Origin of the sequence: Escherichia sp. WS3227_2 (assembly GCF_046486495.1) — a bacterium.
In the GTDB taxonomy this organism is placed as follows: Bacteria; Pseudomonadota; Gammaproteobacteria; order Enterobacterales; family Enterobacteriaceae; genus Escherichia; species Escherichia coli.
Genome location: NZ_JBJQLG010000005.1, coordinates 175,805 through 189,177, shown reverse-complemented (window position 1 = coordinate 189,177; position 13,373 = coordinate 175,805). Strand labels below are relative to the sequence as shown.

Annotated in this window: 13 protein-coding genes and 1 pseudogene; 11 read left to right on the top strand and 3 right to left on the bottom strand. The window is 48.3% G+C overall.

The annotated features are described in order from the left end of the window. The first annotated feature begins 2 nt into the window (after positions 1-2). The 3 genes and pseudogenes from ACJHXB_RS09240 to ACJHXB_RS09230 all read left to right on the top strand — a co-directional run. On the top strand, positions 3-899 hold the full coding sequence (locus ACJHXB_RS09240; protein WP_001177766.1) for a hypothetical protein: 897 nt from the start codon (positions 3-5) through the stop codon (positions 897-899). Then, positions 874-1,338, top strand: a complete 465-nt coding sequence (locus tag ACJHXB_RS09235) for a hypothetical protein (protein WP_001180570.1) — start codon at positions 874-876, stop codon at positions 1,336-1,338. Before ACJHXB_RS09240 ends, ACJHXB_RS09235 begins: the two co-directional genes overlap by 26 nt. 261 nt (positions 1,339-1,599) lie before the next feature. Next, a pseudogene (locus tag ACJHXB_RS09230) lies at positions 1,600-1,809 on the top strand (integrase); the annotation flags it as partial. A 50-nt stretch (positions 1,810-1,859) separates the two neighbouring features. Here ACJHXB_RS09230 and ACJHXB_RS09225 read toward each other — a convergent pair. Continuing rightward, on the bottom strand, positions 1,860-2,474 hold the full coding sequence (locus tag ACJHXB_RS09225; protein ID WP_410233486.1) for a hypothetical protein: 615 nt from the start codon (positions 2,472-2,474) through the stop codon (positions 1,860-1,862). Between the two features lie 123 nt (positions 2,475-2,597). Next, positions 2,598-3,848, bottom strand: coding sequence for an NADP-dependent isocitrate dehydrogenase (gene icd / locus ACJHXB_RS09220; RefSeq protein WP_000444487.1), 1,251 nt, complete (start codon positions 3,846-3,848; stop codon positions 2,598-2,600). A gap of 171 nt (positions 3,849-4,019) precedes the next feature. On the opposite strand from icd, the gene rluE reads away from it, so the two are divergent. The 8 genes from rluE to roxA all read left to right on the top strand — a co-directional run bounded on the left by rluE (position 4,020) and on the right by roxA (position 11,853). Then, complete coding sequence (gene rluE, locus ACJHXB_RS09215) at positions 4,020-4,673, top strand: 23S rRNA pseudouridine(2457) synthase RluE (protein ID WP_001248703.1); 654 nt, start codon at positions 4,020-4,022, stop codon at positions 4,671-4,673. A 9-nt stretch (positions 4,674-4,682) separates the two neighbouring features. Continuing rightward, positions 4,683-5,144 carry a phosphatase NudJ gene (gene nudJ / locus ACJHXB_RS09210; RefSeq protein ID WP_000476093.1) on the top strand — a complete coding sequence of 154 codons (462 nt, stop codon included), beginning with the start codon at positions 4,683-4,685 and terminating at the stop codon, positions 5,142-5,144. Between the two features lie 53 nt (positions 5,145-5,197). Further along, positions 5,198-6,304 carry a tRNA 2-thiouridine(34) synthase MnmA gene (gene mnmA / locus ACJHXB_RS09205; protein WP_001469332.1) on the top strand — a complete coding sequence of 369 codons (1,107 nt, stop codon included), beginning with the start codon at positions 5,198-5,200 and terminating at the stop codon, positions 6,302-6,304. Between the two features lie 35 nt (positions 6,305-6,339). Beyond that, the gene (hflD, locus tag ACJHXB_RS09200; protein WP_001297479.1) at positions 6,340-6,981 is read left to right on the top strand and encodes a high frequency lysogenization protein HflD; all 642 of its coding nucleotides are present in this window, start codon (positions 6,340-6,342) and stop codon (positions 6,979-6,981) included. A 3-nt stretch (positions 6,982-6,984) separates the two neighbouring features. Then, entirely contained in the window at positions 6,985-8,355 is a 1,371-nt protein-coding gene (purB, locus tag ACJHXB_RS09195; protein ID WP_000423742.1) for an adenylosuccinate lyase, read from the top strand. 169 nt (positions 8,356-8,524) lie between these two features. Continuing rightward, the gene (gene phoP / locus ACJHXB_RS09190; protein ID WP_001265481.1) at positions 8,525-9,196 is read left to right on the top strand and encodes a two-component system response regulator PhoP; all 672 of its coding nucleotides are present in this window, start codon (positions 8,525-8,527) and stop codon (positions 9,194-9,196) included. Continuing rightward, positions 9,196-10,656, top strand: a complete 1,461-nt coding sequence (phoQ, locus tag ACJHXB_RS09185; protein WP_000735413.1) for a two-component system sensor histidine kinase PhoQ — start codon at positions 9,196-9,198, stop codon at positions 10,654-10,656. The genes phoP and phoQ overlap by 1 nt, the downstream gene beginning before the upstream one ends. Before the next feature lie 75 nt (positions 10,657-10,731). Further along, entirely contained in the window at positions 10,732-11,853 is a 1,122-nt protein-coding gene (gene roxA / locus ACJHXB_RS09180; RefSeq protein ID WP_000456506.1) for a [50S ribosomal protein L16]-arginine 3-hydroxylase, read from the top strand. A 48-nt stretch (positions 11,854-11,901) separates the two neighbouring features. Here roxA and pepT read toward each other — a convergent pair whose 3' ends face one another. Next, positions 11,902-13,128, bottom strand: a complete 1,227-nt coding sequence (gene pepT / locus ACJHXB_RS09175; protein WP_000359452.1) for a peptidase T — start codon at positions 13,126-13,128, stop codon at positions 11,902-11,904. Positions 13,129-13,373: the final 245 nt, after the last annotated feature.

Here is a 13,373-nt window from a genome sequence, read left to right as displayed (position 1 = left end):
TTATGCAGTTGTATGCCTTACGTGTGTTAATGAGACCGCGCGATCCAGACCTCTTTTCGAAAGGAGCTGTTCAGAAAGATATCTCTCATTTTGAAAATGCTATGGTTGTCGCTGCAAAAAATTTACACATGACGTCATCAACACCTTCCGTTCATAAGAAAACTAGTTACACCCTGAAATTGAGCATAAAACCTACTGATGGTGTTATGGCTGGAGTCATATCAAAGCTGCAAAAGATTAAAGGACATGATAAAGACTTTCGAGAGTACGATGTAGACAACTATCCACCTATCGTATGGATTTGGGACAAAGTAGAGCAGGTGTTACTGGTTGAGAGGAAAACCGCTGTTTTCAAGGATGCGCAACAAGTTGCTAAAGCATTCGAAGATCTAGCCAATAACGACTATTTGGCTCAGTTAGGACTTAGAATATTTATAGAGCCTTGTCTTGAAATGGAAGATTTTTGGTCAGAATACCATAGGCTTCAATTTATCGACAAAGTCAGCTTTACGCTGATTACTCCGAATATCTTCGGAAGCAGTAAGCAAGCGTTAACCAATGATTTACGGAAGCTTGAAAAAGATACCAATGCAAATACTGTGACCACTATTTTTGAAAACAAAGATGGCAATTTGAAACTCAAAGGTTCTCATTGGGCTGAGACTCTTGTTGACTGGGTCAAAGATGGTGGCGGGTCATGGTTGATTAAAGGACGTAAGACACTCAAGTCAAAATCTACTACGGTATCCAGTAATCAGACAGCCAAAATCGTGCTGATCGAAGGTGAGATATCAGAAATTGAACTTGATGGCTACTCAGCAAATGATATTAAAGAGATCATAGCATTACATCAAAACAGGTATACGTTCAAAAATGCAAAATCTAACTGTCTGGATTAAAGCTATAGCTACCTTCTTTTTGTGCTTAGCATTAGCATCGACTGATAAAACCATTTATACCTTACTTGAGCAGGCTTCTGCTGGAGTAATAGGTTCAATACTTGGAGGTATTGCCGCAGGTATCTCCGTTATCTTCGGAATTTTGGCTGTCATTAATAAGGGCGAGAAAAGCACAGACTTTACGGACTATTTAGATAGTTTAGAATTAGATTTGAAATTACTGGTCATGTGTCTGGCAGTAACAATCTTCCTTCCCTATTTACGTAATTATGACATACCACTAGTAAATTATCCTCAGCACGAATTTATCCCTTCTAAAGGCAAGCTATTTACTGCTTTAGAACTTTTTGCTATCGTGCTATCTCTTAACCTCATTGCAGAAGTGATTAGCTGCATGATTTTAGTGGTTAAAAAAAGTTTCAAAATTGAATCAAAGTGAACCTGTTTTGATAACCGTTCAAAATCTAATAATAAAAACTGGAACCGCTAGACTACCGTTCTCACATATTCCAGAATGTGAATTACATGTTTTCTGTGATTGATTCACTAAACTCTCAACATTTCAGCAGATTAGTAACCTCAATCTAGCGTTAGAAGTCATAGATTACGCTCTTGGAGTTGATTGCGCCTTCCATACCTTTAACAATCAGGTCTACGGCTTTAGTGCAATCTGTAAATAGATCCGTTTTAGACACATGATTTTTTCCGTTTAACTTCACAGACAGAGCGTGGTGCACAGGTTAAATCCAATTCGTTGACGGTGAATTTCATTAAAGCGAGGGATTTGGCAGGAAATGACCAGGGCACATGAACTCTAGCAACTTTTCATGAACAAAATTCTTTATCTGAGCGTCTTTACAAGGAACAAGGGGTTGATACCAGAAAGCTACTGGGCCATAAGACCCAGTAGCAAACTGCTCACCACTATGATGACCAAGGGAAAGACTGAGCTATTGTTATCTAATTTGCACCAACATAAAGTTTTTTATCATGAGATTCCTTATCAAATCTTTTTATATTTTCAAGTGTTTTAATCATTGCAACACTAGCCTTTTCTTGCCCATTAGCAACGGCATTCATATAATAGGCAATCCGAACCCATGATTTAAAGTGATCATTTTCAAGCTCAGAAGAAACTGGGATTAAATTATTTATAATTTGACATTCACTCTTACAATACATTTGAACTTGAATAACAAGATTTTCAGCTAATCCTTTTTCTTCAATATGATTGATTAATTTTTCTAATGCTTTTTGATTTTGCTCATAGTCAATTCCATAAAAACGACCTGGACGGCAGGATGGAGGAAAATCCATGCACGTATGGTTCAGAAAGAAAATAAGAAACTCCCTTAATCGTCTTTCAACCTTAATAAGCTTCCTTTTCTCATCTCTTTGCTGCCAGACCTCAAAAACCTTTAAAATAATAAGAAGCTCAAGGCACACTCCAGTAAATTCAGGCACAAAGCTACCTATAAAATATCCTTCACCATCTCCAAAATAAGCAGCACAGCCCAAGGCAATTAACACCACTATTAAAATAATTGTGAATTTTTGTTTTGAAATGCAGTCCATAACATGAATCTTCCAGAAGGGTTTTGATAACTAATTTTGATAAAATTTTGATAACCATTAGCGTACTAACATAAAACAACGGGCGTGTTATACGCCCGTTACAATATTTAACACATGTAGTAATTACATGTTCTTGATGATTGCATCACCAAACTCTGAACATTTCAGCAGTTTAGCGCCTTCCATCAGACGTTCGAAGTCATAGGTTACGGTCTTCGCATTGATTGCGCCTTCCATACCTTTAACAATCAGGTCTGCGGCTTCGGTCCAACCCATGTGGCGTAACATCATCTCAGCGGAGAGAATAATAGAGCCTGGGTTTACTTTGTCCTGACCGGCATATTTCGGCGCAGTACCGTGGGTGGCTTCAAACAGGGCGCATTCGTCACCGATGTTTGCGCCTGGGGCGATACCGATACCGCCGACCTGTGCAGCCAGAGCGTCAGAAATGTAGTCACCGTTCAGGTTCATACAGGCGATAACATCATATTCAGCCGGACGCAGCAGAATCTGTTGCAGGAATGCATCAGCAATCACGTCTTTAATGACGATCTCTTTGCCGGTATTCGGATTTTTAACTTTCAGCCACGGGCCGCCGTCGATCAGTTCACCGCCAAACTCTTCACGCGCCAGCTGGTAGCCCCAGTCTTTAAACGCGCCTTCGGTGAACTTCATGATGTTGCCTTTGTGCACCAGGGTCACAGAGTCACGATCGTTAGCAATTGCGTATTCGATCGCTGCACGAACCAGACGCTTGGTGCCTTCTTCAGAACACGGCTTAATACCGATGCCGCAATGTTCCGGGAAGCGAATTTTCTTCACGCCCATCTCTTCACGCAGGAATTTAATCACTTTCTCAGCGTCGGCAGAGTCTGCTTTCCATTCGATACCCGCATAAATGTCTTCCGAGTTTTCACGGAAGATAACCATATCGGTCAGTTCAGGGTGTTTAACCGGGCTTGGAGTGCCCTGATAGTAACGTACCGGACGCAGGCAGATGTAGAGATCCAGTTCCTGGCGCAGGGCAACGTTCAGAGAACGAATACCGCCACCAACCGGAGTGGTCAGCGGACCTTTAATGGCAACGCGATATTCACGAATCAGATCAAGGGTTTCAGCAGGTAGCCAGACATCCTGACCATAAACCTGTGTGGATTTTTCACCGGTGTAAATTTCCATCCAGGAGATTTTACGCTCGCCTTTATAGGCTTTCTCGACTGCAGCGTCGACCACTTTCAGCATGGCTGGGGTTACATCTACACCGATTCCATCACCTTCAATGTAAGGGATAATCGGATTTTCAGGAACGTTGAGTTTGCCGTTTTGCAGGGTGATCTTCTTGCCTTGTGCCGGAACAACTACTTTACTTTCCATTCACCTCTCCTTCGAGCGCTACTGGTTTGCTCGTCTGCCACCACGTTGCATATGCGTTTGCGTCCTGCGATACGGATGCTTTAGAGCAATTTTTTGTTAATGATTTGTAATTGGCTTGTCAATACTACCCTATTGTTTGCCGTCATGAAAGATGCGCGTTATTAGGCTATAATGCGGCAATTCATAATCTCTGAAAATACCATGCAAAAAACTTCTTTTAGAAATCACCAGGTTAAGCGATTCAGCTCGCAACGTTCTACCAGGCGTAAACCTGAAAACCAGCCCACGCGTGTGATCCTGTTCAATAAACCCTACGATGTTCTTCCGCAGTTCACCGATGAAGCCGGACGCAAAACATTAAAAGAATTCATCCCGGTTCAGGGCGTTTATGCAGCAGGTCGTCTTGACCGCGATAGCGAAGGGTTACTGGTGCTGACCAATAACGGCGCGTTGCAGGCGCGTTTAACCCAGCCGGGTAAACGCACCGGAAAAATCTATTATGTGCAGGTGGAAGGTATTCCCACACAAGACGCACTTGAAGCCTTGCGCAATGGCGTAACCTTAAATGATGGCCCTACCCTGCCCGCAGGCGTAGAGCTGGTTGACGAACCCGCGTGGTTATGGCCGCGGAATCCACCGATTCGTGAACGCAAAAGTATTCCCACCAGCTGGCTGAAGATCACCTTATATGAAGGACGTAATCGCCAGGTGCGCCGCATGACCGCCCATGTTGGTTTCCCCACGCTGCGACTGATTCGCTATGCGATGGGTGATTACTCTTTGGATAATCTTGCCAATGGCGAATGGCGAGAAGTGACAGATTAAGGATGCAAAATGTTTAAACCGCACGTTACCGTTGCTTGCGTGGTGCACGCAGAAGGCAAATTTTTAGTCGTTGAAGAGACGATTAATGGTAAAGCGTTATGGAACCAACCTGCCGGGCATCTGGAAGCCGATGAAACCTTAGTGGAAGCCGCCGCCCGTGAGCTGTGGGAAGAAACCGGCATCAGCGCGCAGCCGCAACACTTTATTCGTATGCATCAGTGGATTGCGCCAGATAAAACGCCGTTTTTGCGTTTCCTCTTTGCCATTGAGCTTGAGCAAATATGCCCGACCCAGCCTCATGACAGCGATATCGACTGCTGCCGTTGGGTTAGCGCCGAAGAAATTTTACAGGCGTCAAATCTTCGTTCGCCACTGGTGGCGGAAAGTATTCGTTGTTATCAAAGCGGACAACGCTATCCGCTAGAGATGATTGGCGATTTTAACTGGCCTTTTACAAAGGGTGTCATCTAAAAGGCTGCGTGATAGAATACGCCGCCTTGAAGTTCAATGTCGTGAGTGATCCAATGTCTGAAACCGCAAAAAAAGTAATCGTCGGCATGTCCGGCGGTGTCGATTCCTCCGTTTCTGCCTGGCTGTTGCAACAACAGGGATATCAGGTCGAAGGCCTGTTTATGAAGAACTGGGAAGAAGACGACGGTGAGGAATATTGCACAGCGGCAGCGGATCTGGCTGATGCCCAGGCTGTCTGCGACAAGCTCGGCATTGAACTGCACACCGTTAACTTTGCTGCCGAGTACTGGGACAACGTCTTCGAACTGTTCCTTGCCGAATATAAAGCCGGTCGCACGCCGAATCCGGATATTCTGTGCAACAAAGAGATCAAATTTAAAGCCTTCCTCGAATTTGCCGCCGAAGATTTAGGTGCCGATTATATCGCTACCGGTCATTATGTACGTCGGGCAGATGTCGATGGCAAGAGCCGCCTGCTGCGTGGTCTGGACAGCAATAAAGACCAGAGCTACTTCCTTTATACGCTCAGCCATGAGCAGATTGCGCAAAGCCTGTTCCCGGTCGGCGAACTGGAAAAACCGCAGGTGCGTAAGATTGCTGAAGATCTCGGTCTGGTCACCGCGAAGAAAAAAGATTCTACCGGTATCTGTTTTATCGGCGAGCGTAAATTCCGCGAGTTCCTGGGCCGTTATCTTCCGGCGCAACCGGGCAAAATCATTACCGTCGATGGCGATGAAATCGGCGAGCACCAGGGGCTGATGTATCACACCCTCGGTCAGCGTAAAGGTCTGGGTATCGGTGGCACCAAAGAAGGCACCGAAGAACCGTGGTATGTGGTCGATAAAGACGTCGAAAACAACATTCTGATTGTTGCGCAGGGCCATGAACACCCGCGTCTGATGTCTGTCGGTCTGATTGCCCAGCAGCTGCACTGGGTCGATCGTGAACCGTTCACCAGTACTATGCGTTGCACGGTAAAAACCCGCTATCGCCAGACCGATATCCCCTGCACCGTCAAGGCGCTGGACGATGATCGCATTGAAGTGATTTTCGATGAGCCGGTTGCCGCCGTGACGCCGGGCCAGTCTGCCGTCTTCTATAACGGTGAAGTGTGCCTCGGTGGCGGTATTATTGAGCAGCGTCTGCCGCTGCCGGTCTGATTATTATCTTTACTTAAAACAAGGAAGCAGTGAACGTGGCAAAGAATTATTATGACATCACCCTCGCCCTGGCCGGTATTTGTCAGTCGGCACGCCTGGTGCAACAACTCGCTCACCAGGGGCATTGTGATGCCGATGCGCTACACGTCTCACTCAACAGTATTATTGATATGAACCCCAGCTCGACGCTGGCGGTTTTTGGCGGTAGCGAAGCCAACCTGCGCGTCGGGCTGGAAACCTTGCTCGGCGTGCTCAATGCCAGCAGTCGCCAGGGCTTAAACGCGGAGTTAACCCGCTACACACTCAGCCTGATGGTGCTTGAGCGCAAACTCTCCTCAGCGAAAGGTGCGCTCGACACTCTGGGCAACCGGATCAACGGCCTGCAACGCCAGCTCGAACACTTCGATTTACAGTCCGAAACGCTGATGAGCGCGATGGCCGCCATCTATGTTGATGTTATCAGCCCGCTAGGCCCGCGCATTCAGGTCACTGGTTCCCCTGCTGTACTGCAAAGCCCACAGGTGCAGGCGAAAGTTCGCGCCACCCTGCTGGCAGGCATTCGCGCCGCCGTGCTCTGGCACCAGGTCGGCGGCGGACGTCTGCAACTGATGTTTTCTCGTAATCGCCTGACCACTCAGGCAAAACAAATTCTTGCTCATTTAACCCCGGAGTTGTGATCTATGGAATTATCCTCACTGACCGCCGTTTCCCCTGTCGATGGACGCTACGGCGATAAAGTCAGCGCGCTGCGCGGGATTTTCAGCGAATATGGTTTGCTGAAATTCCGTGTACAAGTTGAAGTACGTTGGCTGCAAAAACTGGCCGCGCACGCAGCGATCAAGGAAGTTCCTGCTTTTGCTGCCGACGCAATCGGTTACCTTGATGCAATTGTCGCCAGTTTCAGCGAAGAAGATGCAGCACGCATCAAAACCATCGAGCGTACCACTAACCACGACGTTAAAGCGGTTGAGTATTTCCTGAAAGAAAAAGTGGCGGAGATCCCGGAACTGCACGCGGTTTCTGAATTCATCCACTTTGCCTGTACTTCGGAAGATATCAATAACCTCTCCCACGCGTTGATGCTGAAAACCGCGCGTGATGAAGTGATCCTGCCGTACTGGCGTCAACTGATTGATGGCATTAAAGATCTCGCCGTTCAGTACCGCGATATCCCGCTGCTGTCTCGTACCCACGGTCAGCCAGCCACGCCGTCAACCATCGGTAAAGAGATGGCAAACGTTGCCTACCGCATGGAACGTCAGTACCGCCAGCTTAATCAGGTGGAGATCCTCGGCAAAATCAACGGCGCGGTCGGTAACTATAACGCCCACATCGCCGCTTACCCGGAAGTTGACTGGCATCAGTTCAGCGAAGAGTTCGTCACCTCGCTGGGTATTCAGTGGAACCCGTACACTACCCAGATCGAACCGCACGACTACATCGCCGAGCTGTTTGATTGCGTTGCGCGCTTCAACACCATTCTGATCGACTTTGACCGTGACGTCTGGGGTTATATCGCCCTTAACCACTTCAAACAGAAAACTATTGCTGGTGAGATTGGTTCTTCCACCATGCCGCATAAAGTTAACCCGATTGACTTCGAAAACTCCGAAGGGAATCTGGGCCTTTCCAACGCGGTATTGCAGCACCTGGCAAGCAAACTGCCAGTTTCCCGCTGGCAGCGTGACCTGACCGACTCCACCGTGCTGCGTAACCTCGGCGTGGGTATCGGTTATGCGCTGATTGCATATCAATCCACCCTGAAAGGCGTGAGCAAACTGGAAGTAAACCGTGACCATCTGCTGGATGAACTGGATCACAACTGGGAAGTGCTGGCTGAACCAATCCAGACAGTTATGCGTCGCTATGGCATCGAAAAACCGTACGAGAAGCTGAAAGAGCTGACTCGCGGTAAGCGCGTTGACGCCGAAGGCATGAAGCAGTTTATCGACGGTCTGGCGTTGCCAGAAGAAGAGAAAGCCCGCCTGAAAGCAATGACGCCGGCTAACTACATTGGTCGCGCCATCACCATGGTTGATGAGCTGAAATAAGCCTCAAAACAGTGCCGGATGGCGATGCTGTCCGGCCTGCTTATTAAGATTATCCACTTTTTATTTTTTCACTTTACCTCCCCTCCCCGCTGGTTTATTTAATGTTTACCCCCATAAACACATAATCGCGTTACACTATTTTAATAATTAAGACAGGGAGAAATAAAAAATGCGCGTACTGGTTGTTGAAGACAATGCGTTGTTACGTCACCATCTTAAAGTTCAGATTCAGGATGCTGGTCATCAGGTCGATGACGCAGAAGATGCCAAAGAAGCCGATTATTATCTCAATGAACATTTACCGGATATTGCGATTGTCGATCTCGGTTTGCCTGACGAGGACGGTCTGTCACTGATACGCCGCTGGCGTAGCAATGATGTTTCACTGCCGATTCTGGTATTAACCGCCCGTGAAAGCTGGCAGGACAAAGTCGAAGTATTAAGTGCCGGTGCTGATGATTACGTGACTAAACCGTTTCATATTGAAGAGGTGATGGCGCGAATGCAGGCATTAATGCGGCGTAATAGCGGTCTGGCTTCACAGGTCATTTCGCTACCCCCGTTTCAGGTTGATCTCTCCCGCCGTGAATTATCTATTAATGACGAAGTGATTAAACTGACCGCGTTCGAATACACCATCATGGAAACGTTGATACGCAATAATGGCAAAGTGGTCAGCAAAGATTCGTTAATGCTACAACTCTACCCGGATGCGGAGCTGCGGGAAAGTCATACCATAGATGTACTGATGGGACGTCTGCGCAAAAAAATACAGGCACAATATCCGCAAGAAGTGATTACCACCGTTCGCGGCCAGGGCTATCTGTTCGAATTGCGCTGATGAAAAAATTACTGCGTCTTTTTTTCCCGCTCTCGCTGCGGGTACGTTTTCTGTTAGCAACGGCAGCAGTAGTATTGGTGCTTTCGCTTGCCTACGGAATGGTTGCGCTGATCGGTTATAGCGTCAGTTTCGATAAAACCACGTTTCGGCTGTTACGTGGCGAGAGCAATCTGTTCTATACCCTTGCGAAGTGGGAAAACAATAAGTTGCATGTCGAGTTACCCGAAAATATCGACAAGCAAAGCCCCACTATGACGCTAATTTATGATGAGAACGGGCAGCTTTTATGGGCGCAACGTGACGTGCCCTGGCTGATGAAGATGATCCAGCCTGACTGGCTGAAATCGAATGGTTTTCATGAAATTGAAGCGGATGTTAACGATACCAGCCTCTTGCTGAGTGGAGATCATTCGATACAGCAACAGTTGCAGGAAGTGCGGGAAGATGATGACGACGCAGAGATGACCCACTCGGTGGCGGTAAACGTCTATCCGGCAACATCGCGGATGCCAAAGTTAACCATTGTGGTGGTGGATACCATTCCGGTGGAGCTAAAAAGTTCCTATATGGTCTGGAGCTGGTTTATCTATGTGCTCTCAGCCAATCTGCTGTTAGTGATCCCGCTGCTGTGGGTCGCCGCCTGGTGGAGTTTACGCCCCATCGAAGCCCTGGCAAAAGAAGTCCGCGAACTGGAAGAACATAACCGCGAATTGCTCAATCCAGCCACAACGCGAGAACTGACCAGTCTGGTACGAAACCTGAACCGACTGTTAAAAAGTGAACGCGAACGTTACGACAAATATCGTACGACGCTCACCGACCTGACCCATAGTCTGAAAACGCCACTGGCGGTGCTGCAAAGTACGCTGCGTTCTCTGCGTAGTGAGAAGATGAGCGTCAGTGATGCTGAGCCGGTAATGCTGGAGCAAATCAGTCGCATTTCACAGCAAATCGGCTACTACCTGCATCGTGCCAGTATGCGCGGCGGGACATTGCTTAGCCGCGAGTTGCATCCGGTCGCCCCACTGCTGGACAATCTCACCTCGGCGCTGAACAAAGTGTATCAACGCAAAGGGGTCAATATCTCTCTCGATATTTCGCCAGAGATCAGCTTTGTCGGTGAGCAGAACGATTTTGTCGAGGTGATGGGCAACGTGCTGGATAATGCCTGTAAATATTGCCTCGAGTTTGTCGAAATATCTGCAAGGCAAACAGACGAGCATCTCTATATTGTGGTCGAGGATGATGGCCCCGGTATTCCATTAAGCAAGCGAGAGGTCATTTTCGACCGTGGTCAACGGGTTGATACTTTACGCCCTGGGCAAGGTGTAGGGCTGGCGGTAGCACGCGAAATCACCGAGCAGTATGAGGGTAAAATCGTCGCCGGAGAGAGCATGCTGGGCGGTGCGCGGATGGAGGTGATTTTTGGTCGCCAGCATTCTACGCCGAAAGATGAATAAATATGTCCATACTTCACGCATTACGTTAAGCATCCGTTATAATCGGTTGCAGATACCAGCCTGTGGATGCTTAACATGGAATACCAACTCACTCTTAACTGGCCCGATTTTCTTGAACGTCACTGGCAGAAACGTCCGGTGGTGTTAAAACGCGGCTTTAATAATTTTATTGACCCGATCTCTCCAGACGAGTTGGCGGGTCTGGCGATGGAAAGCGAAGTCGACAGTCGACTGGTCAGTCACCAGGATGGCAAATGGCAGGTCAGCCACGGCCCGTTCGAAAGCTACGATCATCTCGGTGAAACCAACTGGTCGTTACTGGTACAGGCAGTGAACCACTGGCATGAGCCGACCGCCGCGCTGATGCGACCGTTCCGTGAACTGCCGGACTGGCGTATTGATGACCTGATGATCTCTTTTTCCGTACCTGGCGGCGGCGTTGGCCCGCATCTCGATCAGTACGACGTGTTTATCATTCAGGGTACTGGTCGCCGTCGCTGGCGAGTGGGCGAAAAGCTGCAAATGAAACAGCACTGCCCGCACCCGGATCTGTTACAGGTTGATCCGTTCGAAGCCATCATTGATGAAGAACTGGAGCCAGGCGATATTCTTTATATTCCGCCAGGATTCCCCCATGAAGGCTACGCGCTGGAAAATGCGATGAACTATTCCGTCGGTTTTCGCGCACCAAATACGCGGGAACTGATTAGCGGATTTGCCGATTATGTGCTGCAACGTGAACTGGGCGGCAACTACTACAGCGATCCGGATGTCCCACCTCGCGCTCATCCTGCGGACGTTCTACCGCAAGAAATGGATAAACTGCGTGAGATGATGCTTGAATTGATCAACCAGCCGGAACACTTTAAACAGTGGTTTGGGGAGTTTATTTCCCAGTCACGCCATGAACTGGATATCGCGCCGCCAGAGCCGCCTTATCAGCCGGATGAAATATACGATGCGCTGAAACAAGGTGAAGTGCTGGTGCGTCTGGGTGGTCTGCGCGTATTGCGCATTGGCGACGACGTGTATGCCAATGGTGAGAAGATCGATTCCCCGCACCGTCCGGCACTGGATGCACTCGCCAGCAATATTGCGCTGACCGCGGAGAATTTTGGCGATGCGCTGGAAGATCCGTCATTCCTCGCGATGCTCGCGGCGCTGGTCAATAGCGGGTATTGGTTCTTCGAAGGGTAAGTTTGAAGTTAAGCCGGATGCGGCATCACATGCCGCATCCCTTTTCGCTTACTTCCGTTGCGCCGTCAACTCGGCAATACGGACGATCACCTGCACCGCTTTTTCCATACCTTCCAGAGTCACAAATTCATGCTTACCATGGTAGTTGTAACCGCCAGTGAACAGGTTCGGGCACGGTAATCCCATAAACGACAACTGCGCGCCGTCGGTACCGCCGCGGATCGGTTTCAGTTCCGGTTCAATATCGCAGTCACGCATCGCCTGCTGGGCGATATCGAGAATATGCGGATGCTCAACCACTTTCTCGCGCATATTGTAGTAACTGTCTTCAATCACCAATTCAATGTAGCAATCAGGATGTAACCCTTTGCCCACTTTTTTGGCGATCTCCATCATTTTACGTTTACGCGCTTCAAACTGTTTACGGTCGAAATCACGGATGATGTAATGCATATCGGCCCGTTCAACGGTGCCTTTCATGCTCGCCAGGTGATAGAAACCTTCATAGCCTTCTGTCATTTCCGGGCTTTCATCCACCGGAACTTCCGCATGAATACGTGCCGCCAGCGACAGCGCATTTACCATCACTCCTTTCGCCGTGCCCGGGTGAACATTGTTACCGACAATTTTGATATTGACCGACGCGGCGTTGAAGTTTTCAAACTCCAGTTCACCTACGCCACCACCATCAACGGTGTAAGCCCAGCGGGCGTCGAAGGCGTCAACATCAAAATGTTTCGCCCCTTTACCCACTTCTTCATCCGGGGTAAAGGCGACGCGAATATCACCATGCGGAATGTTTTTCTGTTGCAATACCGCCAGCGCGGTCATGATTTCTGCAATACCTGCTTTGTCATCGGCACCTAACAAGGTTTTACCATCGGTGGTAATCAGCGTCTGACCCAGTAGCTGATGCAGCACCGGGAACATAACCGGTGATAAAACTTCATCGCCGATACCCAGCGCAATATCGCCACCGCGATAGTTTTCAACAATTTGCGGATTCACATTTTTGCCGCTGCAATCCGGTGAGGTATCCACATGAGAAATAAAGCCAATCGCCGGGATATCGCCAGGGACGTTAGCCGGTAACGTCGCCATCAAAGTGCCCTTCTCACTTAAGGTCACATTGATAAGCCCCATCTCTTCGAGCTGCTCTTTCAGCAGATGCAATAACTTCCATTGGCCTTCCGTGCTGGGAACCTGTCTCACCCCTGCCTTTGATTGGGTATCCAGAGACACGTAGTTCAAAAATCGCTCAAGTAGTTTATCCATGTAGTCACCCTCACTTTTTGTGACAACATTATTAAGAAGCAAGAAAAGACAAATATTGCGTCAGGTCACTTTTACCCCTGCAAGCGGGAATATTTATCAGCATTACCTTAATGAATATAAAGCTAAGCCAGTAATTCACAACAAAGATTGGCGATTCAAGCGGTTTGCCGTAGAATTACCGCCCTCATTAAGAGTCACCAAGGTGGTTAACCACAAACCCCGCATCGGTAAGCCATCCGTTGCGT